The organism is Burkholderia sp. HI4860, assembly GCF_002223045.2.
In the GTDB taxonomy this organism is placed as follows: Bacteria; Pseudomonadota; Gammaproteobacteria; order Burkholderiales; family Burkholderiaceae; genus Burkholderia.
In genome coordinates, this window is the sequence record NZ_NKFO02000001.1 from 867,977 (window position 1) to 893,331 (window position 25,355).

A 25,355-nucleotide genomic window follows, 5' to 3' on the forward strand; every position below is an offset into this window, starting at 1 on the left:
CCAGGCCCTGCCGGCCGTTTCCATCATTCCGACAACAGCATCCGCTCGAGCTGCTCGAGGATCGCGTCGCGCTTGTCCTTCGAGAGACCGCGCAGGCGCAATTCGATGCGATCTTCACCATACGACTTCAGGTCGCCGACCGACTTGCCGCCGAGCTTGATCTCGAGACGCTGCGCATAGCGCTGACGGCCCGCGGCCTTCGGCGTCTCCTGCGCCGCGACGCGGCCCTTGACGATGTCCGACACCTGGCGCGTGCTGAGATCGTCGGACACGATCTTGTTGATCAGCCGCAGCGTCGCCTCGGTGCCGCGCGCATTGTGATAGCGGCCGACCTGATACGCCATGTTCGAACCGAAGCGATCGGGGCGCGCGACCATTTCCTGCATGATCGCTTCCGGCAGCTTGCCGATCGACAGCGCGACGGCCACCGTCGATTCGTCGAGGCCGAGGTGCTCGGAGAGCTCCTTCTGGCTCTGGAAATGCTTGTCGTCGAGGAAGCGGCGCCACACGACGGCGTTGTCGAACACCGTTTGTGAATCGCGCTGGACGTTGAGATCGTAGCCGAGCTTGTAGCTCTCGATGCCGATCGGCACGTCGATCACGATCGCCTTGACCGATTCCTTGTTCGCTTCCTTCAGGGCCCGCACGCGGCGGCCGCCGTCGCTGACGAAATACGTGCCCGGGTTCTCGTAGTCCGGAATCACGTGGATCGCCTGCTGCTGCCCTTGCTTGGCGAGGTTGACGGCGAGTTCGGCAATCGACGACTTCAGATAGAAGTGTCGCGGATTGAACGGGCTATGCTTGATCGCCTTCAGCGGCAGCTCGATCACCTGCCCCGGCGCATAGCGATTCTCGAGACGCCACGCGCGATATTGCGCCGATTCATCGATCGACGAATCGAGCGTGAGTTCGGGAGCGGGCGACGGTGCGACGTCTTTCTTCGCGGATTTGGTCGGTGCCGGAGTGGGGGTCTCGGACTTGACGATGCCGTCGATCGCATTGAGTCGATCAAGCGCCGTGCGCTTCTCGCTCGTCGTGATATCCGGGCGCGCTTGGAATCCTTTGGCAAATTGGGAAGGTTTCATGTGACTCCTTTGTGCGCATAAAGTCAGGGCAGCATGGCGACGATTTCGTCGGCGCATGCGCGAATTTCTGCGGCGGCCAGCTTGCCGCCGCGATCGTTCATCTGCAGTACGGTTTGACCGAGCGCCATCGCCTGCTTGTACGCCTCCCGGGTCGGGATCTGCGTTTTCAGCAACGGGAAGCCGAGCTCTTCGAGCGCACGCTTGAGCTCGCGGGTCAGCATGCGCTTCTCTTCGGTCTTGTTCAGCAGGAAGACGGCGCGGAGGTCTTCGTTCATGACCTGCGCTTGCTGGATCAGTTTGACCAGCCCGACGCTCGACCAGTAATCGGCCGGCGACGACGACGTCGGGATCACGGCAATCGATGCGGCGAGCAGGACCACGCCCGATACCTTCTCGGTGATCGACGGCGGGCAGTCCACGACGATGATGTCGTAGTCGTTGATGAACTTCTTGATCTCGCGATGGATCTGGCCATCGGCTTCGGCCAGGTTGACGACCGGAAACGGAATGCCGGTGTCGCTGTCGCCGGATGCGCTCGACCAGTGAACCAGCGTGTTTTGACGGTCTGCGTCGATGACGAGGACGCGCTTCCCTTTTTCATGGAACGCGGCACCGAGGTGCATGGCAATCGTGCTTTTGCCGACGCCACCTTTTTGTTGAGTGACTGCAATGATTTCCGCGGCCAATTTTCACTCCTATTTTGGTCGTTGGAATTCTACAGGACGATATTTGGATTTCAATGAAATTGTCGTTCAACAACTACGCATTGGCCATTTGGGCTATCGGTTTATGCGCATAAACGAAGCGACGATGGAAGATGACTCGATCGGATGGTGCAGCGGATGCCTAGGAAGTCGGTGAGCGAGTCGGTGGCATTGCGTGCGGTGACGTCGGTGTGAGTGGCGAGTTGCCGCGCGTGTCGCAGTGCGCTGCCCTATCGTTCGAGGGGGTAAGCCCCGGCTGAGAGCCGCAGAGTTTGTGCGCATAAACTCTCCGTGGAAAGCGTGGCGGGCGATCGTGCCGGGAAGGTAGGCGCTTCTGATCTTGGTTGTGAGTGGTACATCCTGGCGGGGTATGCCGCATCGAGGTATGCCACTTGCCCAACGTGAGTCGCCCGAACGCGCTATCCAGGCACCGCGTTTATGCGCATAAACCGCGAGCGATAGACGGCGAGTAACGAAGGCCACCTCCCGGCCGCGCCGAAATCCAGTGCCGGGCGGCCAACCTGCGAGGCAGCGTATCGACGCGGCAATCCCACCGAAGCAGGCATCCCACCGAAGCAGGCATCCCACCGAAGCAGGCATCACACCGAAGCAGGCATCACACCGAAGCGCTGAAGCGTCTGCATTCGCCGCGCCGCGAATCGCGAGATCCCCGTGCCCGCCAGTCGCCCGCTTTATGCGCATAAACCAACCGGCCGGCGGCACCACCGGCTACACGCTTTGCAGACCGACCCCCATCGTATTGGCCAAGCGCGCGGACCTTTAATCACCATCCCGCGATAGAGTCCTACGCGCCTTTATGCGCATAAACCCACCAATTCATTGAAGCGTGTCCCGACCAGCGCTCCCCTTTCGCAATCCATCACACCGCATCATCCATCAGCGTCTACGAAGCAGCGAATCCGCGCCCGATCTACCGATTACTCGTCACCCGCCCCACCAAGCCCCCCAATGCAGACTGGCTACAATACAGGGCTCTACCCTCCAGGCCTGAATGATGATCACGATCTACCACAACCCCCGATGCTCGAAGTCGCGCGAGACGCTTGCGTTGGTCGAGGCGCTGAACACCACCGGTGCGCCGTTGAATGTCGTCGAGTACCTGAAGACGCCTCCGACGGTCGAGGAACTGGAAGCGCTGCATCGGCAGCTTGGCCGACCGGTTCGCGACATGCTGCGCGACGGTGAGGAGCCGTACAAGGCGCTGAATCTGGCCCGCGCCGATCTGACCGATACGGAAGCCTATGCGGCAATTGCCGCTCATCCGATTCTGTTGCAACGACCCATCGTCGTTTACCGCGGCAAGGCCGCCATCGGCCGGCCGCCCGAATCGGTGCAGGCACTGTTCGAATAATTCTTGCCCGCCGTATTTTTCTGATTGCGTCAGCCCGGCGCAAGCACCAGCAAGAGCGTCGGCAATCGAAACCAGCGCGAGCGCCGGGCAGCATGCCAGCACCGCCCTGACGCTTGCCGTCACGCGATCCGCGCCTAGCCTTCCCCGGACACCGCACCGTCATCATCCGGGGCAGGCCCCCGCCCCGCCGCCGCTTTCGCGGCCGTCCGCAGCAGCGCGATCTGCCCGCGGTAGGCTCTGCAGCCACTGCAGGTCGGCAGGTGTATGCGCACCTGCAGGCGCTCATGCAGGGTCAGATGCCGGTCGAGCGCATCCGACAGCAATCGCGTCACGTCAGTACATTTCCCCGGCAGCATCTTCGGTCGTCAGTCCTTGTTCACTCAGGCAGGTTCGCAGGCGCGTGCGCGCCCGGTAAAGCAGCACGCTGCAATGATTCGTCGTCAGCGTCAATTCGCTGCAGATGTCGGTCATTTCGAAGTCGAGGAATTCGCGCATCATGAACACGCGCCCGATCTGCTCCGGCAGATGGTCGAGGCACGCCTCGAACAGCGTCCAGAACTGCTGCTGCTGCAACAGCGTTTCGGGGCGTGGCCACGGTCGCGGCTTCGCATGCGCGGCCCAGTGCCCGTTTTCCTTGAACAGCTCGCGATCGAGTACCGATTCGCCGTCGAGCTCGGCATCGAGCGCGGACAGGCTCACCGTCCGCTGCCGCGCGCGCAGCACGTCGATCAGCTTGTTGCGCAGGATGCCGAACACCCAGGTCTTGTGCGCCGACAGCCCGGCGAAATCGCCCGCATGCGACCACGCGGCGGTGAGCGCTTCCTGCACGGCGTCTTCGGCCGCATCGGCGTCACGGAGCTGGAGCCGCGCGAAGCGCAGCAGATCGCGCCGCAGTTGCGCGAGATAAACGGGATCGTCGTAGGCGGACGGCATGGATGGGTTGCAAGTGTCTCGAAGCGATCGCGCGTGCGCCACCGGGCACGCACATCGCAGTGCGAGCAGCTTACTGGGCGCGGTGCCGGCCTGCAATGCATGTTCCGTCACGAATTCACGAAACCGGCCGGTGCGCTGCGCTATGCTTGCCGAACCCTGTGTCGCGGGTCGGCAACGACTCGCGGTAGGCAATCTGTCATGTCGGAACATAACGGCCGAGTTATCCACAATTTCTGTGGAAAACCTTGTGGAAAGTCGGCCGGACGGCCCCGTCGGGCGGTTCGCGGGCTGGCTTGCCTATAAACAGACCTTTGTCGCTCGTTCGGAAGCAATCGATCCGATTCCTCACTCACCGGAAGGAGAATGCCATGTCCTATCGCATCGCTATGGTGGTCGGCAGCCTGCGTCGCGCTTCGTGGAACCGCGCGCTCGCACACGCCGTGATCTCGCTCGCCCCCGCCGATTTCTCGTTCGAGTTCGTCGAGATCGGCGAGCTGCCGCTGTACAGCCAGGACTACGACGCGGATTTCCCGGAAGTCGCGAAGCGCTTCAAGCAGTCGATCGAGGCCGCCGACGCGCTGCTGTTCTTCACGCCCGAATACAACCGCTCGATTCCGGGCGTGCTGAAGAATGCGCTGGACTGGGGCTCGCGCCCGTGGGGTTCCAACTCGTGGTCGGGCAAGCCGGGTGCCGTGCTCGGCACCTCGCCGGGTGCGACGGGCACCGCGCTCGCGCAGCAACACCTGCGCAACGTGCTCGCGTATCTCGACGTGAAGACGCTCGGGCAGCCCGAGGTGTTCATCAAGCACGATCCGGCGCGCATCGACGACCAGGGCCAGATCGTCAGCGAAGACACCCGCAAGTTCCTGCAAGGCTTCGTCGATCGCTACACGGGCTGGGTGCGCTTGCTGAAGTCGGCCTGAGCGCCCCGCCCGATCACGCCGCCGGCACCGGCGCGGGCCCGCACGCAGCAGGTCACGTGCCGGTGTGCCGCGCGTGTCGTGCATCGCGCGCTTCACGGATGCCCAGCAGGATCTCGTCGAGCAGCGCGATGTCGAACGGCTTCGACAGCACGCGGACGTTGACGGTGCGCGTGCGGTCGAGCTCCTCCGCGTAACCTGTGACGAGTATCACGGGCAGTTTCTCCGGCCGCTGTTCGACCGCTTCGGCGAGGTCGATGCCGTTCAGGCGGCCCGGCATGTGGATATCCGAAATCACGAGATCGAACGCGTCGTTCGCGGCCGCGCCTTCGATCAGGCGCAACGCGTCGTCGGCGGTGGGCGCGTAGGTCACGCGGTGCCCGAGCAGCGACAGCAGCGCTTCGGTGCCGGCCGCGACTTCGCTGTTGTCCTCGACGAGCAGCACGTGCAGCCCGGCGAGCGCCCCCGCTCCCGCATCGTGCACGACCGCCGGCGGCCGCGCGACGACATCCTCGACGCGCGCGCGCGGCAGGTAGAGGCGCACCGACGTGCCGGCGCCGACCGCGCTGTCGATCGTCGCGAGGCCGCCCGAGCGTTCGCAGAACGCGAACACCTGCGGCAGGCCGAGCCCCGTCCCCATCCCCTGCGCCTTAGTGGTGAACAGCGGCTCGAACGCGCGCGCGAGCACGTCGGGCGCCATGCCCGAACCCGTATCGTCGAGCGAGATCTGCACGAAATCGCCGGTGAGCGGAAAACCGTCCTCGCGACGCAGCGTCACGTTGCGCGCGCCGACGGTGAAGCGGCCGCCGGTCGTCATCGCGTCGCGCGCGTTGACCGCGAGGTTGATCACCGCGAGCTCGAGCTCCGCGACGTCGACGCGGATCGGCCAGACACCGGGCTCGATCGCGACGACCAGCGACGATTTCGAACCGAGCGATGTCTTCAGCAGTTCGCGGCACGTGCCGAGCCATTGCCCGACGTCGATCGTTTCATTGTGCAGCGGCTGCTTGCGTGCGACACCGAGGAGCTGGCGCGTGAGCGACTGCCCGTTCTTCAGCGCGCGTTCGATCGCGCCGAGTTCCTTGTCGAGATGCTGGACCCCGCGCCGCCGCGCGATCTGCACGTTGCTCGAGATGATCATCAGCAGGTTGTTGAAGTCGTGCGCGACGCTGCCGACGAGATTGCCGAGCGCCTGCATCTTGCGCGACTGCCGGTACGCCGATTCGATCGAGCGGCGCATCGACGCTTCGGCCTGCCAGCGGTCCCACGCTTCCTCTTCCGCCTTCAGCCGCTTGAGCGACAGCCAGATCACGGACCACAGCGCGACCGACGGGGCGAACATCGAGATGAACAGCACGCTCAGGTGTTCGTACCATTCATGCCAGATCGCCGACGTGCGGTACGCGCACGTCACGTAGACGGGATAGCTGCCGACCTGGCGATACGCGACGATCTCGCTGCTCGCGCCGTCGTGGCGCACGCGCACGACGCCGGCGCGCGGATCATTGCGCGCGTCGCCGAACGTGACGGCGCGATCGGTGTGCGCGAGTGCAGGCGGCGGCGGATACGACGCGATCACCGCGCCGTCCGAGCGCGCGAGCGCCATCGTCATCGGCGTGCTCGCGCCGCCGAGCAGGTCGCGGTAGAACGCGTTGAAATACGACGACTTCAACGCGATCGACACCATCCCGGCGAACGAACCGTCGCTATGGCGCCGCGCGACGCCCGTGTTGAACACGGGAATGTTCTCGAGCTTGAGCGGCCCCATCATCAGCCGCGAGATGTGTTCGATGACCTTGCCGTCGCGGATGCCGGCGAAGTCGTCGCGGTTCGCGATCGACGCATAGGGCGCCGGATAGTAGAGGCTGTTCGCGAGCAGCATCCCGCTCGCGCCGAAGATCGACACGGCGGCCACCTGCGGATAGCCGCCGCCGATCGTGTTCAGCGCCTCGTGGATGTCGGACTCCCGGTTGCGCACGGTCGCGTCGTCCATGTCCTGCACGAGATCGACGATGCGCGCATCGAGCGTCTCGCTCAGGTCGAACACCTTGAGCGCGTGCTCCTCGGCCACCCGCACCGTGCGCATCGTCACGTCGCTCGCGGCGGCCTCGCGCGTCTTCAGGTCGTTGTACGCCATCACCACGACGTAGATGCACGGCAGCACGATCGCCGCGACGAGCAGCACGATCAGCGTCATGCGACGCACCGCGAAATCGTGCTCGGGCGCACCGGCCGCATAGTTGCTGTCGTCCTGCCAGTCGTCGGCGGGCGGGGAGGCGGGAGCGTGGGAATCGGCGGGCCGGTCGGACGTCATCGAGGAAGCGGGTGAGGCAGAGGTGCCTGCCATCATAAACGAGTTGCGACGGGCCGCCGCACGGCCCCGGACGCCAGCCATCCTGTCGATTTCGACAGGGGGAAATTGTCAGATTGAAAACGCGACGAATCCGGCAGCGCAAACGTACACAAGGAAAAATTTTGCGTGCTTATCTCGAAAATGCTCGGGGCTATTTTCGGAATGGCGCGTGTTTGGACCAATTTTGTTCGAAATGCTGAAAATGGCGAGTTGCATCGCCTCCGGTTTACTCAGAGAATCGCGCCTTGCTTTCCCTATGACAGATATATGCGCCCGCCGGCGTTCGCCGCGCGGTGCGTCGCGCGCACCTGCGTCGCGGCGCCCGCGCACGGCTGCCGGACGGTTGCCCGCACCCGAACGCATGGCGCCTAAAGAAGTGCGCCGCGCGGTCGTTAACGCGAGAGAGACCATTCCGTATACCGCATCGCCCCATGCCTTTGCCGATTGTAATTGCCGACGATTCGCTGCTCGCTCGCAAACTTCTGACAAAGGCGCTGCCGGGAGGCTGGGACGTCGAAGTCGCGTATGCCGCGAATGGTCGAGAGGCCTTGGCGCTCTATCGTGACGGCAAAGCTTCCGTAATGTTTCTGGACCTGACGATGCCCGACATGAGCGGATATCAGGTCCTGGAGACACTGCGCCACGAAGATCTGAACACGTTCGTGATCGTGGTATCCGCCGATATTCAGCCGCAGGCGCAAGCTCGCGTGCGTGAATTGGGCGCGATCGCATTCGTAGCCAAGCCCGTGACGTCGGAGGCATTGCTGCCCATTCTCAAGGAGTATGGGTTGTATGCCTGACTCGGTGTTCACGGCGGAGCAACGCGACGCGTTGCAGGAGATCGCCAACCTCGCAATGGGCCGCGCCGCCGCGCGGCTCGCGTTGTTGCTCGGGCACTTCATCGAGCTGTCGGTGCCGCGCGTGCGGGTCGTGAAAGCGACCGACGCGGGTGACGCGCTGCGCGAGATGACGGGTATTCACGACAACGTGACCGCCGTGCGCCAGGGTTTTCGTTCCGACATCAAGGGCGAAGCGATCGTGTTGTGCCGCACCGCGAGCATCGCGCGGCTCATGTCGGTCGTCGACCGGACGTTCGGCGATGGCGTGTACGGCGGGATGGCGACCCCCGACGAAGTCGTGTTCGACGTGGCGAACGTGCTGATGGGCGCGTGCGTCGCGTCGATCCTCGACGAGCTCGGCCGCAAGCCCGTGTTCTTTCCGCCGGGGCTGCTCGGCGCGAACGTGTCGTTCGACGATGTATTCCAGCCGACCGAGCTGGCCTGGAGCGTGGCATTGCTGCTGGAAGTGAACTTCGGGCTCGAGGACCACGCGTTCCGTGCCCACTTCGTGATGCTGATGGCCGAGGATTCGATCCGGCTGATGGGCGACGCGCTCGACGCGTTGCTGTCCGCGCTATGACGGCCGCCACCTCGTCGCTGAGCGACCTCGTGATCGAGCGGGTGGGCTTCGGCCTGTTCGTGCTCGACCGTGCGATGACCGTGCTGATGTGGAATCGCTTCATGCAGGACCACAGCGGCATCCCCGCGGCGGACGTGATCGGCCGCAACCTGTTCGACTGTTTTCCCGACCTGCCGCGCGCGTGGCTGTCGCGCAAGCTCGAGAGCGTGTTCCAGCTCGGCAGCTTCGCGTTCAGCTCGTGGGAGCAGCGGCCCTACCTGTTTCGCTTCGAGCACGACCGGCCGATCACGGGTGGCGTCGACTACATGCAGCAGGACTGCACGTTCATGCCGCTCACGCGCGGCCGCGACGTCGAAGCCGTGTGCGTGACGATCTCGGACGTCACGCATGTGAGCGTGATGCAGCGCGAGCGCGAGGAAGCGGTCGCGAAGCTGCGCGAGCATGCGAATCGCGATGGCCTGACCGGCATCGCGAACCGGCGCTTCTTCGAGGCGCGGCTCAGCGACGAATTCGCGCGCTGGCAGCGCTATGGCGGCGACCTGTCGGTGCTGCTGTTCGATCTCGACCATTTCAAGACGATCAACGACCGTTTCGGGCACGCAGCCGGCGATGCCGTGCTGCGCGAGACCGCGCGCCGCGTCGCGTCGATCGTGCGCGCGCAGGATACGTTCGGCCGCTTCGGCGGCGAGGAATTCGCGTTGCTGCTGCCATGCACGAATCTCGACGAGGCGATGCTCGTGGCCGACAAGGTGCGCGATGCGATCGGCAGCGTGCCGGTCGATGCCGAGGGGGTCAGCGTGCCGGTGACGGCGAGCGTCGGCGGCGCGTGCGCGAAGGCGGGCGCGCCGACCAGCGACGTGCTCGTCAACGAGGCCGACGCCGCGCTCTATCGCGCGAAGCGGCTCGGGCGCGACCGCTCGGTCGCGTATGCATAGGTAGCGCATCCGCCCCGCTGTGCGTGGAGCGGATGCGCTGGGCGCACGCCGCGTTCAGCTTTTCGCGATGTCGGCCAGGACGCCGGCGAGCACGGCCGGCTGCGACATGAACGGCGAATGGCTGCTGTCGAGCTGGTGCACGTGGGTCGGGTTGCCGGGCGCGAATGCGTCGGCTTCGTCGATGAAGCGCTGCTGCAGCGCGGGCAGGATCACGCGATCCTGCAGGCACTTGATGTAGTGACGATCGATCGCGCCCCAGCGTGCGGCCGTCGTCGGGATCGCGGTCGCGAACGGCGCGGCCGGCACGTCGCAGCTCATCAGGTTCGCGACGGCCTCGAAGTCGGCCTGCGGCACGTCGTCGTACAGCGCGCGCTTCGCGAGCTCGCGATAGGCGGCGTCGCCGCTGCGCGGATCGATGCGCAGCGCACCGGCGACGCGCGGGCTCGCCAGCATCAGCGGGCCGAGCATTTCACCCTTGTTTTCAGGTGCGCGCACGTAGTCGAGGCCCGGCACGCCCGACGCGGGCATGAAGGCCGCGAGATAGACGATCTTCGCGATCTTGTCCGGCGCGCGTTCGGCGGCCGCCGTGATCGCGAGGCCGCCCATGCTGTGCCCGACGAGCACGACCTTGCCGCGGCCGAGTGCGTACGCATCGTCGACCGCCTGCATCACCTGCGTCGCGTAATCGTCGAGCGTCGTGTTCGCGACCGGCGACGGCTCGGCGCCGAACGCGTCCTTGTCGAGCGGGCGCGCGAAGTAGGAAGCGGGAAAGCGGGCGTTGATGCCGTGCGCGGGCAGGTCACGCGCGATCGACAGGTGGCCGCGCGCGGCCAGCGCGGCCGCGACGTGCGCGTAGCACCATGCGCCGTGCCAGGCGCCGTGCACGAGCACGAAAACGGGATGATCGGACTGCGGGGTGGCGCTTGCGTTCGTCTCCATGGTGTCCGGGTCTTCAGATCTTGAGAAAGGTGTCATCTTAGACGAACCTGTATAGGCCCAGACGGACCGGATTCGATCTGTCCCTCTTGTCTCGTACAGGCCACATTTCGTTCGTATCCGATTTGAATTTATCGCGAAGCACGCTAATTTGTTGCTTTGCCTGCGATTGCGCCCCATGAACGTCGACTATCTCTTCTACCGGAGGCCGGACAAGCCCGGCCCCTATTCGCTCGACGACCTCGGCGACATCGCGCCGCCGATCGGCCCGGGCGACCTGGTGCGTGCGGGCATCGCCCGCGTGTTCGCGCAGATCGACTGGCAGGAATCGCCCGATGTGCCGGGCGCGTGGTTCGGCACGGGCGGCGCGACGTTCCAGTTCACCGCGGAGCCCGACGGCCGCGTGACGAGCTTCATGGGCTCGCGCCTCGAACGCCGCTCGATGCTGCAGCTCACCCGCGAAATGGGGCTCATTGCGCTCGACCTGCAACGCGACATCGTCTACGGTTGACGCGCCGCCGCCGCCGCCGCCGCCGCCGCCGGCGCCTGCCCGGGCCGGCCGCGCTTGCCGGTCAACGGCTTCCGGCCTGCCGCCGCACGCTGCGCGTGTCCGCCATCGAACTTCAAAGATTGCTATACTTTCGCCCAATTCCGGCTTCCGGCCGGCAATTTGTGCCTGTCTGTGTCGATCGTTCGCATATCTCGCACGCATTGACACCCTGACCATCCCAGCCGGGCATGGCTTCTTCAATCGCCCCGCGTGGGTGTCTCCGTGGAGCTCGTCTTGGCCGTTTCCCATTCTGTCGTGGACGAACAAGAAACCGACGCCGCTGCCGTCACATCGGGCAGTTCTTTCTATCTTGCGATGCGCATCCTGCCGGCTGCGCAGCGCGATGCGATGTTCCAGGTCTACGCGTTTTGCCGCGCGGTCGACGACATCGCCGACAGCGACCTGCCGCGCGCCGAGCGCCACGCGGGCCTCGACCGCTGGCGCGCGGACATCGACGCGTGCTTCGCCGGCCGCCCGCCGCGCCACCTGGCCGCGCTCGATCGCGAGATCCGTGCATTCAACCTGCAGCGCGACGACTTTCACGCGATGATCGACGGGATGGCGATGGATGCGGTCGAAGACATCTGCGCGCCCGACGAACCGACGCTCGACCTCTTCTGCGATCGCGTGGCGAGCGCGGCCGGCCGGCTGTCGGTGAGGATTTTCGGGATGCCGGAAGCCGAAGGGATCAAGCTGTCGCATCACCTCGGCCGCGCGCTGCAACTGACGAACATCCTGCGCGACATCGACGACGATGCGGCGATCAACCGTTGCTACCTGCCGCGCGAGCTGCTCGCGCGCGAAGGCATCGCGATCACCGACCCGGCGACGATCGTGCGCGATCCGGCGCTGCCGCGCGCGTGCGCGACGCTCGTCGAGCGCGCGCTCGAGCACTTCCGCCAGGCCGACGCGGTGATGGACACCTGCGCGCGTGCGCAGGTGAAGGCGCCGCGCATCATGTCGGGCGCGTATCGTTGCATCCTCGAAGCCGCGATCGCACGCGGCTTTGCGTTCCCGCGCGCGCCGCTGCGCAAGCCGAAAGCACGCATGCTGATGATCGCCGCGCGCTACGCGCTGTTCTGAGCCGACCGAGTCGATGCCCAGGACCGTCCACGTGATCGGCGCCGGCGTTGCCGGCCTGTCGGCTGCGGTCGAACTGCAACGCCGCGGGCGACGCATCGTGCTGCACGACGCGCACGCGCATGCGGGCGGCCGCTGCCGCTCGTGGTTCGACGGGACGCTGAATACGACGCTCGACAGCGGCCTGCACACGGTGTTCGCGGGACAGCCCGCGACGCAGCGCTACCTGCGCGCGATCGGCGCGGCCGACCAGCTCACGGGGCCGGCGCTGCCTGAATTCCCGGTCGTCGACGTCGCGTCGCAGCAGCGCTGGACGCTGCGCTTCGGCAACGGGCGCTGGCCATCGTGGTTGTTCGATGCCGCGTCGCGCGCGCCGGACACGACGCCGCTCGACTACCTCGCGCTCGCTCCGCTCGCGTTCGCGCGCATGGGCCGCTCACTCGCACAGACGATGCGATGCGACGGCATGTTGTGGGAACGTTGGCTGCGGCCGTATTTCCTCGGTGTGCTGAACGTCGAGCCGCGCCACGCGAGTGCCGAACTCGCGCGCGCGGCGCTGTGCAGCACGTTTTCCGCGGGCGGCCCCGCTTGCCGCCCGCTCGTCGCGCGACACGGCCTCGGCAGTGCATTCGTCGAACCGGCGCTGCGGATGCTGCAGCACGGCGGCGCGCAGATCCGGCTGAATTCGCGGCTCGACGCATTCGAATTCGGCGCGCACGGCAACGCAGTCGATGCGGTTTCGGTCGGCGGCGAGCGGATCGATCTCGCGCCGGGCGACGCCGTCGTGCTGGCCGTGCCGCCCGAGGTCGCGCAGCCGCTCGTGCCGGAACTCACCGCGCCCGACACGTTCAGTGCGGTCGTGACCGCGTATTTCGCGGTCGAAACCCCGGCCGGCAATCCACTGCAGACCACCGTCATCAACGGCGTTGTCGATACGGTGCGCACCGGCGGCGGCCAGCTCGCGGCGACGATCCGCGACGCGGGCCGCTGGCTCGACACGCCGCGCGACACGCTCGCGCGGCGCATCTGGGAAGACGTCGCGCGCGTGACCGGCGCGAACCCGGAAACCATCCCCGCGTGGCAGCTCGTCGTCGAGCCGCGCGCGGGCTTTGCGGCGGTGCCGTCGCAGGAAATGAAACGTCCGGCCGTGCGTACGCGCTGGACCAATCTCGTGCTGGCGGGCGACTGGATTGCCACCGGCTTGCCCGCCACGATCGAGGGTGCGATCCGCTCCGGCCAGCTGGCCGCGGACGTGCTCCAGACACAGTAAGTAAAAGAGGGACCGATGAACGATCTCACCGAAATGGCTACCCTGTCCGCCGGCGCCGTGCCGGCCGGCGTCGATACGGCCGTCGCGCGTGCGACCGACGCGCTGCTGGCCGCGCAGAACGCGGATGGCCACTGGGTCTACGAACTCGAAGCCGATTCGACGATTCCCGCCGAATACGTGCTGCTCGTCCACTATCTCGGCGAGACGCCGAACCTCGAGCTCGAACAGAAGATCGGCAAGTATCTGCGCCGCATCCAGCAGGCCGACGGCGGCTGGCCGCTGTTCACCGACGGCGCGCCGAACATCAGCGCGAGCGTGAAGGCGTATTTCGCGCTGAAGGTGATCGGCGACGACGAGAACGCCGAGCACATGCAGCGTGCGCGCCGTGCCATCCACGCGATGGGCGGCGCCGAGATGTCGAACGTGTTCACGCGCATCCAGCTCGCGCTGTACGGCGCGATTCCGTGGCGCGCGGTGCCGATGATGCCGGTCGAGATCATGCTGCTGCCGCAGTGGTTCCCGTTCCATCTGTCGAAGGTGTCGTACTGGGCGCGCACGGTGATCGTGCCGCTGCTCGTGCTGAATGCGAAGCGCCCGCTCGCGAAGAACCCGCGCGGCGTGCGCATCGACGAACTGTTCATCGATCCGCCCGTCAACGCCGGGCTGCTGCCGCGCCAGGGCCACCAGAGCCCCGGCTGGTTCGCGTTCTTCCGCGTGGTCGACCACGCATTGCGCGCGGTCGACGGCCTGTTCCCGAACTACACGCGCGAACGCGCGATCCGCCAGGCCGTGTCGTTCGTCGACGAGCGCCTGAACGGCGAGGACGGCCTCGGCGCGATCTATCCGGCGATGGCCAACGCGGTGATGATGTACGACGCGCTCGGCTACGCGGAAGATCACCCGAACCGCGCGATCGCGCGCAAGTCGATCGAGAAGCTGCTCGTCGTGCACGATGACGAAGCGTATTGCCAGCCGTGCCTGTCGCCGGTGTGGGACACGTCGCTCGCCGCGCACGCGCTGCTCGAAACGCGCGATGCGCGTGCCGAGGATGCCGCGATCCGCGGCCTCGAATGGCTGCGCCCGCTGCAGATCCTCGACGTGCGCGGCGACTGGATCTCGCGCCGCCCGCACGTGCGGCCCGGCGGCTGGGCGTTCCAGTACGCGAACGCACACTACCCGGACGTCGACGATACGGCGGTGGTCGCGGTGGCGATGGAGCGCGCGCAGCAACTCAAGCAGAACGATGCGTATCGCGATTCGATCGCGCGGGCGCGCGAGTGGGTCGTCGGGATGCAGAGCAGCGACGGCGGCTGGGGTGCGTTCGAACCGGAAAACACGCAGTACTACCTGAACAACATCCCGTTCTCGGATCACGGCGCGCTGCTCGATCCGCCGACGGCCGACGTGTCGGGCCGCTGCCTGTCGATGCTGTCGCAGCTCGGCGAGACGCCGCTGAACAGCGAGCCGGCGCGTCGCGCACTCGACTACATGCTCAAGGAACAGGAACCGGACGGCAGCTGGTATGGCCGCTGGGGAATGAACTACGTGTACGGCACGTGGACGGCACTGTGCTCGCTGAACGCGGCCGGCCTGACGCCGGACGATCCGCGCATGAAGCGCGGCGCGCAGTGGCTGCTGTCGATCCAGAACAAGGACGGCGGCTGGGGCGAGGACGGCGACAGCTACAAGCTGAACTATCGCGGCTTCGAGCAGGCGCCGAGCACCGCGTCGCAAACCGCATGGGCGCTGCTCGGCCTGATGGCGGCCGGCGAGGTGAACAACCCGGCGGTGGCGCGTGGCATCGACTACCTGATCGCCGAGCAGAACGAAGAAGGCCTGTGGGACGAGACGCGCTTCACGGCGACGGGCTTCCCGCGCGTGTTCTACCTGCGCTATCACGGCTATCGCAAGTTCTTCCCGCTGTGGGCGCTGGCCCGCTATCGCAACCTGAAGCGCGACAACACCACGCGCGTGACGGTCGGGCTGTAACGGGTGGCGCCGCAATCCACCGGCTCGCTGCCCGTCATCGCCGTGACGGGGATGGCATTCGAGGCGCGCATCGCGCGCGGCGACGGCGTCGAAGCCGTCTTTGCCGCACGGGCCGACCGCCTCGAACGCGCGCTGACCGAGGCGACCGCACGCGGTTGCGCAGGCATCGTGAGCTTCGGCACGGCGGGCGGGCTCGCACCCGACCTGGCGCCCGGCGCGCTCGTGGTCGCGAGCGCGATCGACGGGCCGTTCGGCCGTGTCGAGACCGATGCAGGCTGGAGCGCACGGCTCGTCGCCGCACTGCACGACACGCCCGTCTGGGCGCGCGTCACGCGCGGCACGATCGCGGCCGTCGGCGCACCGGTCATCAGCGAGCATGACAAGACGTCGCTGCATCGCGCGAAGGACGCGCTCGCCGTCGACATGGAGTCGCATATCGCGGCGGCTTTCGCGGCGGCGCGCGGCGTACCGTTCGCGGTGTGCCGCGCGATCGTCGATCCGGCGTGGCGCACGTTGCCGCGCGCGGCAACGGCCGGCCTGCGCGACGACGGCAGCACGGCGATCCTGCCGATCCTGCGTGAACTGCTGAAGCAGCCGTCGCAGCTCGGCCCGCTGCTGCAGGTCGCGAGCGATGCGCGCGCGGCGCGCACGACGCTGATCCAGGCGCGACACGCTTTCGAGCGTGCCGGTGCGATGCGGATCGCCTGAACGGCGCGCCGCCCGTCTCGCCCTTCTCCCCCGGTTTTCCGTTTCTCGCGGACAAAAAAAGAGCGCTGCATCTGCAGCGCTCTTTGTCTTTGCGGCGGTGGCCGCTGCAGCGTTACTGCTGCACGGCCGGCGCGCTCGCAGGCGTCGCGGGTGCGGCCGCCGATGCCGCCGCCGGTGCCGATGCCGCAGCCGGCGCAGCAGCAGGCGCGCTCGCGGGCATCGCGTTGTCCGCGCCCGGATCGTCGTACTGGGGCAGCCCCGGCGCGGCCGGCGCATTGCTCGGCGTGGCGCCCGATGCGCCGCCCGACTCGCCCGGATCCTCGTAGTTCGGCAACCCCGGCACGGCAGGCGTCGCGGCCGGCACGGCGCCCGCTTCACCCGGCTCGTTGTAGGTCGGCAGCGCGGCCGACGACGACTGGCTGCGATACGTCAGCGACTTGCGCTGCTGCAGGTACGCGTCGCGCACGAACGAATACGGATCGAGCGCGGCCTGCTTCAGCAGGTCGGTCGCGCCGAGCAGGTCCGAACGCGCGCTGATGAACTGCGCGATGTACATCGGGTTGCGCGCGGCCGGCTCGATGTAGTTCAGCAGGTTGAAGCGCACGTCCACCGCGCGGCCGACGCCGTCGCGGATCGTGCTCGGCCCGAACACGGGCAGCACGAGGTACGGGCCCGACGGCACGCCCCAGCGCGCCATCGTCAGGCCGAAGTCCTGGTGATGCTTCGGCAGCCCGGCGGGCGTCGCGATGTCGATCAGGCCGGCGACGCCGAACACCGAGTTCATCGCCACGCGCATCAGATCCTCGGTGGCATCGGTGATGCGGAGCTGCAGCAGGTTGTTCGCGATGTTGCCGAGATCGCCGAGGTTCGAGAAGAAGTTGCTGATCGCGGTGCGTACGGGCGTCGGCGTGACCTTCTGGTACCCCTTCGCGATCGGCTGGGCGATGTTCGTGTCGACGGTGTCGTTGAACTTGTACATCGCCCGGTTCATCGGCTCGAGCGGGTCGTTGGGGTTGCGGTTCGGCCCCGTCGCGCAGCCGGTCAGCGCCGCGCTGGCGGCAACGGTCGCCGCAATGATTCGCACCTTATTCATTGATTCCTTGCGATTGGTTCTTGGCGCGTTTGACGCGCGGTTTGCCCATCAGGACAGGCTGGAACACCACGGCGCCGATCAGCGTGCAGGTCAGGGCGAGCGCGAGCAGCTTGCCCATGCTCGACGTGCCCGGGTGGTGCGACAGCCACAGGCTGCCGAATGCGGTCGCCGTCGTCGCGGCGCTGAACAGGACGGCATGCGTGAGGCTCGAGTGCAGCAACCCGGTTTGCCCCGCGCGCCATGCCATCACGAAATACACCTTGAACGCGACGCCGACGCCGAGCATCAGCGGCAGCGCGATGATGTTCGCGAAGTTGAGCGGCATGCCGAGCACGACGCACAGCTCGAGCGTCACGACGCCCGATACGAGCAGCGGCACCAGCGTGCGCAGCACGTCGCCGAAGCGGCGCAGCGTGACCCACAGCAGGACCGTGATCGAGATGATCGACCACAGCGCCGCATGCAGGAACGCGTTGATGATCGTGTCGGCCGAATGCAGGATCGAGATCGGCCCGCCGGTCGTGCCCGGCTCCGCGGCTTTCACGGCCTTCGCGAAGCGGCGCAGCATCGTGTCGTCGCCCGGGTCGACGCCCTTCGGCACCTTCGGCGAGATCTGCACGAGCGCATGGCCGTCCGGCGCGACCCAGTCGCGCACCAGCTGCGGCGGCAGCGATTCGCGCGTGACGTCCTGCGGCTGCAGCAGCGACGCGAGCTGGTTGAGCGCGATGCGCAGCGTGTCGGAGAACGCGCGTTCGGCGCGATCGCGCGTCGCGGCATCCGCGGCGGCGAGCTTCGCGAGCGACGCCGACAGGTGCTGCGCGGCGGCCGCGCCCGGGCCCGGGTGATCTTCAGCCGCATAGCTCAGCAGGTCCGACACGCGCTTGAGCGCGGCGACGCGCTGCGCGTCGGTCGCGGGCGGCGCGGGCGGCTGCGTCAGCGCGGGCAGCAGGTCGCTCGCGGCCGCGGCGATCGCCGCGCGCTTGGCCGGCTGGTCGGCGGGGATGAAGGTCGACAGCGTGGTCGTGCGGCCGACTTCGGGCAGCGCGTCGAGGCGCTTCGCGGCCGCATCGGCCTCCGCGAGCGACGGCGCGAGCAGCGTGACGTCGTTGACGGCGGCTTCCGGCGAATCCTTCAACGCGAGCAGCGTCGCCATCGATTCGCTGTTCGGATCCTTCAGGTGCAGCGGGTTGAAGTCGAAGCGCAGGAACGCGAGCAGCGGCAGCGCGCCGATCACGACCGCGAGCGTGCCGATCAGGATCGGCTTGCGATGGCGGTCGAGGTAATCGTCGACCGGCGCGAGCCACGGAAAGCCCGGCGTCTTCGATTCGCCCGGCGGCGCGAACAGGCGCAGCAACGCGGGCAGCAGCGTGAGCGTGGTGAGCAGCGCGACGAACATCCCGACGCCCGCGATCAGGCCGAGCTCGGACACGCCGCGATAGGCGGTCGGGATGAACGAGAAGAAGCTCGCCGCGACGGCCGCGGTGGCCAGCGCGAGCGGCATGCCCATCGAGTGCGCGGCGCCGATCAGCGCGTGGTCGATGCGTGGATCGCGGAAGCGCTCCTCGCGGTACTTCACGCCGTACTGGATCGAGAAATCGACGCCGAGGCCGACGAACAGCACCATGAACGCGACCGAGATCATGTTCAGCGAGCCGACCATCGCGAGGCCGAGCGCGGCGGTCACGACGAGGCCGACGAACAGCGTGACGAGCACCGAGCCGATCATCCGCTTCGAGCGCAGCGCGAGCCACAGGATGACGAGCACGGCGAGCAGCGTGAAGACGCCGTTGAGTGCCGCGCCGTCCTCGACCGACGCGAATTCGTCGTCGGCGAGCGGTTGTTCGCCGGTCAGGCGCACGACCGCGCCGTAGCGCTTCTCGAGGTCGATCGAACGGGCCGCGTCGCGGATCACCTGGCTGGTTGCCGCGCCGGCCTTCAGCGCGCCGTAGTTGACCACGGGCTGCACGGTGACGAACGCGCGCGCGGGCTGCCGCGCGGCATCGTTGTCGACCAGCGCGCGCCACGAGAACGCGGCCGGCTTGCCGGCCAGCACGTCGTCGACCGTCGCGGCGCTGCGCGCGAGCAGCTTCGCCATCGCGGGCAGTTTCACCTGGCCGGTCAGCAGCGGCTGGCCGAGCGTGGTGGAGAGCGTCGTGGCGAGCCCGGTCAGGCTCGGGTTCTTCGCGAGTTCGTTGACGAGCGGGCGTGCGCTCGCGAGCTGCGTGGTCGTATCGGTGACTTCCTGCGGCGACAGGAACAGCAGCCCGTTGTGCTCGAAGAACGGCCCGCCGCCGGGCTCGGCGACCTGGCCGATGCGGCCGGCGGCGGCATCCTTCTGCAGCGCGTCAGTCAGCGCCTGCGCGGCGGCATTCGCGAATTCGGGCGCGGGCGCCTCGACGACCGCGAGGATCGTGCCGTTGCGTTGCGGGAACGCTGTGTCGACCGCGTGGCCGAGCGCGGCAAATTGCGGTTCCGCATCGACGAGCTTGCTGATGTCGGTGTTGATCTTGAAATGCTGCGCGACATAGACGCCGCTGAGCGCGGCGATGACGAGCGACAGCACGACGACCCAGACGGGCCGGCGTACCGACCATGCAACGAGTCGGACGATGAGAGATGTCACCATGTGGCGGTGGGGAGCGGCTGGAAAGGGCAAAGTAGCCAAGTATACCGGCGCAGCGTGGCGGCGGTCGTGACGTTGGGGGTTCCGAGAAGGGAAGGAGAATTGTTCGTGGCGGCGGAATCGATACCGGTGGCCGGCCCGTTTGTAAGGGGATATTTACATAAACGGCGCTGCGCTGCGTCGACGCCCTGCCGCGGGCATGTGACAAAGGATCTGAAAGGTAACAGTCGGTCACGGCGGCGCACCGAGGCGTCGAGCCCGGTATACTTTGCTCCGTCGGCCGGTGCAATGAACCGGTCGTTTTTTCTCATCGAGCGATATTCGTATGAAACGTCATCTGTTTGCTTTCGTCGCGGCGGCCGCCGTGTCGGTTTCCGCTTTCGCGCAGAGCGCGCCGGTCGATATCGTCCGCAATGCGGTCGAGGGCACCGTCAACGCGATGAAGGCCGATCCGGCCGCACGCGGCGGTGACATGGCGAAGGTCTCGGCCGTCGTCGAGCAGCGCTTCCTGCCCGCGACCAACTTCGAGCGCACGACCCGCATCGCGGTCGGCGACGCGTGGAAGCAGGCCACGCCGCAACAGCAGCAGGAGCTGTACAAGCAGTTCAAGCTGCTGATGACGCGCACCTACGCCGCGTCGCTCGCGCAGCTCGGCAGCCAGGACGCGAAGTTCTCGTTCAAGGCCGGCGGTGCGTCGGGCGCCGACGCGCTCGTCCAGTCGACGGTCACGACGCCGGGCGACAGCCAGTCGGTCGGCTATCGTCTCGGCAAGGTCGGCAACGACTGGAAGATCTACGACATCGACATGTCGGGCGCGTGGCTGATCCAGGTCTACCAGGGCCAGTTCAAGAGCCAGCTCGCATCGGGCGGGATCGATGGCCTGATCGCGTATCTGCAGAAGCACAATTCGCGGACGAATTGATCGGCCGCTGGCGAAAGCGGTTCGAATGGACGAAGGGCGCCTTTGAGCGCCCTTTTTTCATGGCTGTGCGATCGTGGAATTTCGCTCTGGGTATGGGTGTTCTCGTGTTGCCGATGAGGCGGCGTGACGGGAGACGCGAGCGGTCGGGTCATGCGTGAAGTCTTCACAGCCCGAACGACGCGGTGCGCCTACCTCCGCCGATGCTCGACCGCGAACTTGATCAGCTCGGCCTGCCCTTCTATCTCCAGCTTGCGCTTCAGATTGAGCCGGTGCGTTTCGACCGTGCGCACCGACAGCCCCGTCTGCTGCGCGATCTGCTTGCTCGACAGCCCTTCCGCCAGCGCGTCGAGGATGTCGCGTTCGCGCGGCGTCAACCGGTCGAGCGGCGACGCGGTCGCGCTCGCATGGATCATCCGCGCGGCGAGCCCTTCGCTGAAGAACGTCTGGCCGGCCAGCACCGCGCCGATCGCGCGCACGATCTCGCTCGCGGGCGAATCCTTGAGCAGGTAGCCGCTCGCGCCGGCACGCACGGCCTGCGTCACGTATTCGATGTTGTCGTGCATCGACAGCATCAGCACGCGGATGCCCGGAAAGCGCTCGTGGAACACGCCCGCGAGCGTAATGCCGTTCATCCCGTTCATGCCGACGTCCATCAGCGCGAGATCGGGTTCGAGCGACGCGGCGAGCGCGAGCGCCTCGTCGGCGTTGCCTGCTTCGCCGACCACGGACAGGTCGGCCGCTTCGAGCCGCATCCGCAAGCCGTCGCGCACGAGCGGGTGATCGTCGACGAGCAGCAGTCGGGCGACGGGCCGGGCGGTGTCGGGGGCGCTCATGCGTGAAGGTCTCCTGTGATGGGGCGCGTCATGACGCGGCGCCGGGCAGCGGCACGTGCGCGGCGACGATCGTGTGGCCGACCTGCGACGTGATCGTCAGCATGCCGCCGAGCGCGTCGAGGCGCTCGCGCATGTTGCGCAGGCCGATGCCGCGGCGCGCGTCGGCCTGCGAGCGTTCGGCGTCGAAGCCGCAGCCATTGTCGGCGATGGTCAGCGTGACGGATTGCGCGCCGACGTCGAGCGTGACGGCCGCGCGCGACGCCTGCGCATGATGCACGATGTTGCTGAGCGCTTCCTGGGCGATCCGGAACAGCGCGGTGTTGACGGCTTCGGGCAGCGGCCGGGCGCCGCTGTGCGCGACCTGCGTATAGCCGATGTCGATGCCGCTTTCGGCGCCGAGCTCGCGCACCAGTTGCTCGAGCGCGGCCGCGAGGCCGAGGTCGTCGAGCATCGACGGACGCAGCGCATGCGAGATGCGCCGCACTTCGCGCAGCGTGTCGCCGAGCCGCCCGACGCCCGATGCCAGCGCCTGCTCGGCTTCGGGCAGGCGCGCCGTGCCGCGTTCGAAACGGGCGAGCGCGGATTCGAGCATCAGCTTCGCGGACACCATCATCTGGCTAATTCCGTCATGCAGCTCGCGCGACAGCCGCGCCCGCTCCTGCTCCTGCGATTCGACGACACGCTGCGCGAGCAGCTTGAGCTTCGCGTCGGCGCTGCGCGACTCGCTGACGTTCAGCACCAGCGCGCACACGACGATCGCCGCCGCGCCGGTGAGCGCGATCGCGGTCAGCCAGCTCATCGTGCGCTCGATGTTCGCGGACGCGCGTGCGTCGATGCGCTGCAGCGCGGTGTCGACGTCGTCGAGATAGATGCCGGTGCCGACCATCCAGCCCCAGCGCTCGAGCGCGACGACGTAGCCGAGCTTCGGCGCGACGCGGCCCGTCGACGGCCGCTGCCACGCGTAGCGCACGTAGCCGCCGCCGCTCGATGCCGCGCCGATCAGCTTCTGGATCGTCAGCGCGCCCTGCGGGTCGCGCATCGACCAGTAGTTGTGGCCGACGCGCTCGGGCTCGCGCGGATGCATCAGCGAATTGCCGTGCAGGTCGTACACGAAGAAATAACCATCGGGGCCGAAATCCATCTTCTGCAGCATCGCGAGCGCCTGCGTACGCAGCATCGCGTCGTCGCGCGCGTTGCGGCCGCTCGCGTCGTAGAGCGGCATGATCGCGCTGGTCGCCAGCTCGACGTAGTGCTTCAGTTCGACTTCCTTGCTCGATAGGTACGCGGCCTGGATCGTCGCGTGCTGCGTGCGCGCAAGCGACGTCGCCTGCTGGCGCACGCCGAAGCCGATGCCGGCGATCGCGAGCAGGAACGGCACGATGGCCAGAAGGAAGATCTTTGCCTTGAGTCTCATGGTGGTGCGAAGCAGCCGCGCACCCGCGCGGACGGGCCGGGTGCGTCAGCCGTGCGGCGGCAGGTCGAGGCGACATTGTCGGCGATTTTGCGCACGGGCGGCGACGGCGGGCCGGCGGCCGCCCGGCCGTTGCTTGGCCGTTGCTCGGCCGTTGCTTGGCCTTCTCGGCGGCGCGGCGTCTCCGGCCGTTCAGGCCTGCCGCGCCTCGAGGCCGCCGGAAGCGGCCGGGTGCACGACGATGCGGTTGCGTCCGCCTTCCTTCGCGCGATACAGCGCGTCGTCGGCGAGTTTCAGCGCACCCTGCATGTCGTCGTCGTGTTCGGGATAGCTGGTCGTCACGCCGATGCTCACCGTCAGGCGGCCGGCGGCACCGGCGTCGTGCCGGATGCCGAGATCGAGGATGCCGGTGCGGATCGTCTCGGCGATCGTCACCGCGCCATCCGTGTCGATGTCGGGCAGCACCACGACGAATTCCTCGCCGCCGTAGCGCGCCGCGTAATCGGCCGGGCGGCGCAGGCAGCCGGCGATGCAGTGGCCGACCGCGGCCAGCGCGTCGTCGCCGGCCTGGTGCCCTTGCGTGTCGTTGTAGCGCTTGAAGTAGTCGACGTCGATGAACAGCAGCGACAGCGCATGCTGCGAGCGCGCGGCACGGCGCCATTCGCGCGCGAGCGTGACGTCGAGCATCCGGCGGTTGTCGAGGCCCGTGAGGCCGTCGGTGCGCGCGAGCGCCTGCAGTTCGGTTTCCGCGCGGTGGCGCTTGCGCAACTGCACGTCGAGCAGCAGCGACAAGCCGACGAAGCCGATCGCGAGCGCGGCCATCGCGGAGCCGATCGGAATCGCACGGTCGTACCACGCGGCGTAGGTATCGGCTTCCGAGCGCGCGACCATGATGATGAGCGGCAGGTTCTCGAGGTGCCGGAACACGTACAGGCGCCGCACGCCGTCGATCGACGCGGTGTCGGCGAAGCTGCCTTCATTGGCGGTCATGAACCGCCGGAACGTGCTGGCATGGCTGATGTCGCGGCCGACGATCTTCGGATCGTACGGCTCGCGCGCGAGCATCCTGCCGTCCGTGTTGATCAGCGCGATCGAGCCGCGATCGCCCAGCGACAGGCGCGAGAACAGGTTCTGGAAATATTCGAGCCGGATCGACATCACGGCGACGCCGCCGAACGAGCCGTCGGGCCTCGTGATCCGCCGGCTGAGCGCGATGCTCGGCGAGCCGCCGCGCATCCGCGAGCGATACGGGGGGCTGACGTACAGGCCGGCGTCGGGGTGATCGCGGTGCACGACGAAGTAAGGTTCGTTGCCGAAGTTGGCCTTGCGCGGCACGTCGCTCTTGCCGTCGACCGCGATGTCGCCCTTCGCGTCGAGCACGTAGATCCCGCCAAGGTACTTGGCCGTCGTCGCACGGTCGAACAGCACCTGGCGGCGCAGCGGCATCGGCAGCTTGACGACCTCGGGGTCGTTCTCGCCTTCGACGACGGCCTGCAGCGACAGCGAATAGATCTCGATGTTGCGCTCGATGTCCCACGACGCCATCAGCGCCAGATTCTGCTGCATCGCGATCGAGCGGTCGCGCGCATCGATGCGGCCTTCGTACAGCACGACCCCGCACAGGAGCAGCAGGACCAGCGCGATCAGCAGCCCGGTATAGAAGATCAGGTGCGGCAGCAGGAACCGGCGCAGATGCGCGGCGACACGGCTCGTCAGGCCGGATTCGCTGGGCATTGCGTAGTCGGTTTCTGCCATGGTCGGTGGATCGGTGGGCATTGCCGCCGGGAGGCGGGCCGATGCGATTGTTCGTATGTCGTGCCGGCGGCGATCCGGTACGCGGCCATTCCGACGCCTTCCTGCCGGCCGGCGGGGAAAATGGACGCCGATTATCGTTAATCGCGGCCAGATATACCGGTAAATCACGCATTCACCGGTGACATCTGCGCCGATTCAACGATCCGACGAATCGGGCAACGCGAATTCAACGGAGTATAACGCGCGCGTCCGAACGCGCGAGAAATGTTGCGGACGGTTGATCCCGATCAAATTACCGTGTAATCCCGTGCTTGCGAATCCCGGGCAGAACGTTGTGGCACAAGGCTTTGCGGCATGAACGGCCGCGGCGTGCGACATGCAGTCGCCGATACCCGCCGGTGAGCGACACACGCACGCGAAAAATGAAGGTATGCGATAGGCGCCGATTATTTGTTTCAACGGCC

General features: G+C 67.1%; 23 protein-coding genes. 11 read left to right on the plus strand and 12 right to left on the minus strand.

Features of this window, described 5'->3' with window-relative positions; genetic code table 11:
* Positions 1-23: 23 nt before the first annotated feature.
* Positions 24-1,085 carry a ParB/RepB/Spo0J family partition protein gene (locus CFB34_RS03935; protein WP_089443722.1) on the minus strand — a complete coding sequence of 354 codons (1,062 nt, stop codon included), beginning with the start codon at positions 1,083-1,085 and terminating at the stop codon, positions 24-26.
* Positions 1,086-1,108: 23 nt separating this feature from the next.
* Positions 1,109-1,771, minus strand: coding sequence for a ParA family partition ATPase (gene parA / locus CFB34_RS03940; protein WP_011353621.1), 663 nt, complete (start codon positions 1,769-1,771; stop codon positions 1,109-1,111).
* 1,030 nt (positions 1,772-2,801) lie between these two features.
* Between parA and arsC the strand changes: the two genes are divergently transcribed.
* Positions 2,802-3,161 carry an arsenate reductase (glutaredoxin) gene (gene arsC, locus CFB34_RS03945; RefSeq protein WP_089443723.1) on the plus strand — a complete coding sequence of 120 codons (360 nt, stop codon included), beginning with the start codon at positions 2,802-2,804 and terminating at the stop codon, positions 3,159-3,161.
* Between the two features lie 134 nt (positions 3,162-3,295).
* Here the strand turns inward: arsC and CFB34_RS03950 are convergent, their stop codons facing one another.
* Positions 3,296-3,517 carry a zf-HC2 domain-containing protein gene (locus CFB34_RS03950; protein ID WP_089443724.1) on the minus strand — a complete coding sequence of 74 codons (222 nt, stop codon included), beginning with the start codon at positions 3,515-3,517 and terminating at the stop codon, positions 3,296-3,298.
* Positions 3,495-4,094, minus strand: a complete 600-nt coding sequence (locus CFB34_RS03955) for an RNA polymerase factor sigma-70 (RefSeq protein WP_011353624.1) — start codon at positions 4,092-4,094, stop codon at positions 3,495-3,497. Before CFB34_RS03955 ends, CFB34_RS03950 begins: the two co-directional genes overlap by 23 nt.
* A gap of 368 nt (positions 4,095-4,462) precedes the next feature.
* Here CFB34_RS03955 and CFB34_RS03960 point away from each other — a divergent pair, with 368 nt between their 5' ends.
* Positions 4,463-5,017, plus strand: a complete 555-nt coding sequence (locus CFB34_RS03960) for an NAD(P)H-dependent oxidoreductase (protein ID WP_089443725.1) — start codon at positions 4,463-4,465, stop codon at positions 5,015-5,017.
* A gap of 52 nt (positions 5,018-5,069) precedes the next feature.
* On the opposite strand, the gene CFB34_RS03965 is transcribed toward CFB34_RS03960, so the two are convergent.
* Together CFB34_RS03965 and CFB34_RS03970 are read right to left on the minus strand one after the other, a co-directional pair.
* Positions 5,070-7,328 (minus strand): hybrid sensor histidine kinase/response regulator, encoded by a 2,259-nt coding sequence (locus CFB34_RS03965; RefSeq protein WP_089443726.1) that lies wholly within the window; start codon positions 7,326-7,328, stop codon positions 5,070-5,072.
* A gap of 108 nt (positions 7,329-7,436) precedes the next feature.
* Positions 7,437-7,778, minus strand: coding sequence for a hypothetical protein (locus CFB34_RS03970; RefSeq protein WP_089443727.1), 342 nt, complete (start codon positions 7,776-7,778; stop codon positions 7,437-7,439).
* Between the two features lie 20 nt (positions 7,779-7,798).
* On the opposite strand from CFB34_RS03970, the gene CFB34_RS03975 reads away from it, so the two are divergent.
* From CFB34_RS03975 to CFB34_RS03985, 3 genes are read left to right on the plus strand one after another with little or no spacing between them, the layout of a single operon-like run.
* The gene (locus CFB34_RS03975; protein WP_039344648.1) at positions 7,799-8,167 is read left to right on the plus strand and encodes a response regulator; all 369 of its coding nucleotides are present in this window, start codon (positions 7,799-7,801) and stop codon (positions 8,165-8,167) included.
* Positions 8,160-8,786: a chemotaxis protein CheC gene (locus tag CFB34_RS03980; RefSeq protein ID WP_039344650.1), complete on the plus strand. Its 627-nt coding sequence runs from the start codon at positions 8,160-8,162 to the stop codon at positions 8,784-8,786. Before CFB34_RS03975 ends, CFB34_RS03980 begins: the two co-directional genes overlap by 8 nt.
* Positions 8,783-9,721: a diguanylate cyclase gene (locus CFB34_RS03985; RefSeq protein WP_089443728.1), complete on the plus strand. Its 939-nt coding sequence runs from the start codon at positions 8,783-8,785 to the stop codon at positions 9,719-9,721. The genes CFB34_RS03980 and CFB34_RS03985 overlap by 4 nt, the downstream gene beginning before the upstream one ends.
* A 54-nt stretch (positions 9,722-9,775) precedes the next feature.
* On the opposite strand, the gene CFB34_RS03990 is transcribed toward CFB34_RS03985, so the two are convergent.
* The gene (locus tag CFB34_RS03990; protein WP_089443729.1) at positions 9,776-10,660 is read right to left on the minus strand and encodes an alpha/beta fold hydrolase; all 885 of its coding nucleotides are present in this window, start codon (positions 10,658-10,660) and stop codon (positions 9,776-9,778) included.
* Between the two features lie 175 nt (positions 10,661-10,835).
* Between CFB34_RS03990 and CFB34_RS03995 the strand changes: the two genes are divergently transcribed.
* The 5 genes from CFB34_RS03995 (at position 10,836) to CFB34_RS04015 (ending at position 16,254) form a co-directional block, all read left to right on the plus strand.
* On the plus strand, positions 10,836-11,168 hold the full coding sequence (locus CFB34_RS03995) for a hypothetical protein (RefSeq protein ID WP_046548815.1): 333 nt from the start codon (positions 10,836-10,838) through the stop codon (positions 11,166-11,168).
* A 273-nt stretch (positions 11,169-11,441) separates the two neighbouring features.
* Positions 11,442-12,290, plus strand: a complete 849-nt coding sequence (hpnD, locus tag CFB34_RS04000) for a presqualene diphosphate synthase HpnD (protein WP_089443730.1) — start codon at positions 11,442-11,444, stop codon at positions 12,288-12,290.
* Positions 12,291-12,303: 13 nt separating this feature from the next.
* A complete protein-coding gene (hpnE, locus tag CFB34_RS04005) occupies positions 12,304-13,557 on the plus strand; it encodes a hydroxysqualene dehydroxylase HpnE (RefSeq protein ID WP_089443731.1) in 1,254 nt (417 codons plus the stop codon).
* 15 nt (positions 13,558-13,572) lie between these two features.
* Positions 13,573-15,546 carry a squalene--hopene cyclase gene (gene shc, locus CFB34_RS04010; protein WP_089443732.1) on the plus strand — a complete coding sequence of 658 codons (1,974 nt, stop codon included), beginning with the start codon at positions 13,573-13,575 and terminating at the stop codon, positions 15,544-15,546.
* Between the two features lie 51 nt (positions 15,547-15,597).
* Complete coding sequence (locus CFB34_RS04015; RefSeq protein ID WP_242808633.1) at positions 15,598-16,254, plus strand: phosphorylase; 657 nt, start codon at positions 15,598-15,600, stop codon at positions 16,252-16,254.
* 112 nt (positions 16,255-16,366) lie between these two features.
* Here the strand turns inward: CFB34_RS04015 and CFB34_RS04020 are convergent, their stop codons facing one another.
* Both CFB34_RS04020 and CFB34_RS04025 read right to left on the minus strand, forming a co-directional pair.
* Entirely contained in the window at positions 16,367-17,347 is a 981-nt protein-coding gene (locus CFB34_RS04020; RefSeq protein ID WP_089443734.1) for a VacJ family lipoprotein, read from the minus strand.
* The gene (locus CFB34_RS04025; RefSeq protein WP_089443735.1) at positions 17,340-19,973 is read right to left on the minus strand and encodes an MMPL family transporter; all 2,634 of its coding nucleotides are present in this window, start codon (positions 19,971-19,973) and stop codon (positions 17,340-17,342) included. The genes CFB34_RS04020 and CFB34_RS04025 overlap by 8 nt, the downstream gene beginning before the upstream one ends.
* Before the next feature lie 322 nt (positions 19,974-20,295).
* Here CFB34_RS04025 and CFB34_RS04030 point away from each other — a divergent pair, with 322 nt between their 5' ends.
* Positions 20,296-20,892, plus strand: coding sequence for an ABC transporter substrate-binding protein (locus CFB34_RS04030; RefSeq protein ID WP_027790211.1), 597 nt, complete (start codon positions 20,296-20,298; stop codon positions 20,890-20,892).
* Between the two features lie 188 nt (positions 20,893-21,080).
* Here the strand turns inward: CFB34_RS04030 and CFB34_RS04035 are convergent, their stop codons facing one another.
* The 3 genes from CFB34_RS04035 to CFB34_RS04045 all read right to left on the minus strand — a co-directional run bounded on the left by CFB34_RS04035 (position 21,081) and on the right by CFB34_RS04045 (position 24,891).
* Positions 21,081-21,725: a response regulator transcription factor gene (locus tag CFB34_RS04035; RefSeq protein WP_043186307.1), complete on the minus strand. Its 645-nt coding sequence runs from the start codon at positions 21,723-21,725 to the stop codon at positions 21,081-21,083.
* A 28-nt stretch (positions 21,726-21,753) separates the two neighbouring features.
* Positions 21,754-23,139, minus strand: a complete 1,386-nt coding sequence (locus tag CFB34_RS04040; protein ID WP_089443736.1) for a cache domain-containing protein — start codon at positions 23,137-23,139, stop codon at positions 21,754-21,756.
* 189 nt (positions 23,140-23,328) lie between these two features.
* Positions 23,329-24,891: a sensor domain-containing diguanylate cyclase gene (locus CFB34_RS04045; RefSeq protein ID WP_089443737.1), complete on the minus strand. Its 1,563-nt coding sequence runs from the start codon at positions 24,889-24,891 to the stop codon at positions 23,329-23,331.
* Between the last annotated feature and the right edge of the window lie 464 nt (positions 24,892-25,355).

Excerpts from the sequence above, each read along its gene's own strand:
- CFB34_RS03975 (WP_039344648.1), top strand. The coding sequence starts at position 7,799 with ATGCCTTTGCCGATTGTAATTGCCGACGATTCGCTGCTCGCTCGCAAA.
- CFB34_RS03960 (WP_089443725.1), top strand. The coding sequence starts at position 4,463 with ATGTCCTATCGCATCGCTATGGTGGTCGGCAGCCTGCGTCGCGCTTCG.
- CFB34_RS03955 (WP_011353624.1), bottom strand. The coding sequence starts at position 4,094 with ATGCCGTCCGCCTACGACGATCCCGTTTATCTCGCGCAACTGCGGCGC.
- CFB34_RS03990 (WP_089443729.1), bottom strand. The coding sequence starts at position 10,660 with ATGGAGACGAACGCAAGCGCCACCCCGCAGTCCGATCATCCCGTTTTC.
- arsC (WP_089443723.1), top strand. The coding sequence starts at position 2,802 with ATGATGATCACGATCTACCACAACCCCCGATGCTCGAAGTCGCGCGAG.
- shc (WP_089443732.1), top strand. The coding sequence starts at position 13,573 with ATGAACGATCTCACCGAAATGGCTACCCTGTCCGCCGGCGCCGTGCCG.
- CFB34_RS03950 (WP_089443724.1), bottom strand. The coding sequence starts at position 3,517 with ATGCTGCCGGGGAAATGTACTGACGTGACGCGATTGCTGTCGGATGCG.
- CFB34_RS04045 (WP_089443737.1), bottom strand. The coding sequence starts at position 24,891 with ATGGCAGAAACCGACTACGCAATGCCCAGCGAATCCGGCCTGACGAGC.
- CFB34_RS03995 (WP_046548815.1), top strand. The coding sequence starts at position 10,836 with ATGAACGTCGACTATCTCTTCTACCGGAGGCCGGACAAGCCCGGCCCC.
- CFB34_RS04035 (WP_043186307.1), bottom strand. The coding sequence starts at position 21,725 with ATGAGCGCCCCCGACACCGCCCGGCCCGTCGCCCGACTGCTGCTCGTC.
- hpnE (WP_089443731.1), top strand. The coding sequence starts at position 12,304 with ATGCCCAGGACCGTCCACGTGATCGGCGCCGGCGTTGCCGGCCTGTCG.
- CFB34_RS04025 (WP_089443735.1), bottom strand. The coding sequence starts at position 19,973 with ATGGTGACATCTCTCATCGTCCGACTCGTTGCATGGTCGGTACGCCGG.
- CFB34_RS03970 (WP_089443727.1), bottom strand. The coding sequence starts at position 7,778 with ATGGTCTCTCTCGCGTTAACGACCGCGCGGCGCACTTCTTTAGGCGCC.
- CFB34_RS04020 (WP_089443734.1), bottom strand. The coding sequence starts at position 17,347 with ATGAATAAGGTGCGAATCATTGCGGCGACCGTTGCCGCCAGCGCGGCG.
- CFB34_RS04015 (WP_242808633.1), top strand. The coding sequence starts at position 15,598 with ATGGCATTCGAGGCGCGCATCGCGCGCGGCGACGGCGTCGAAGCCGTC.
- CFB34_RS03980 (WP_039344650.1), top strand. The coding sequence starts at position 8,160 with ATGCCTGACTCGGTGTTCACGGCGGAGCAACGCGACGCGTTGCAGGAG.
- CFB34_RS03965 (WP_089443726.1), bottom strand. The coding sequence starts at position 7,328 with ATGACGTCCGACCGGCCCGCCGATTCCCACGCTCCCGCCTCCCCGCCC.
- CFB34_RS04030 (WP_027790211.1), top strand. The coding sequence starts at position 20,296 with ATGAAACGTCATCTGTTTGCTTTCGTCGCGGCGGCCGCCGTGTCGGTT.
- CFB34_RS03985 (WP_089443728.1), top strand. The coding sequence starts at position 8,783 with ATGACGGCCGCCACCTCGTCGCTGAGCGACCTCGTGATCGAGCGGGTG.
- CFB34_RS04040 (WP_089443736.1), bottom strand. The coding sequence starts at position 23,139 with ATGAGACTCAAGGCAAAGATCTTCCTTCTGGCCATCGTGCCGTTCCTG.
- CFB34_RS03935 (WP_089443722.1), bottom strand. The coding sequence starts at position 1,085 with ATGAAACCTTCCCAATTTGCCAAAGGATTCCAAGCGCGCCCGGATATC.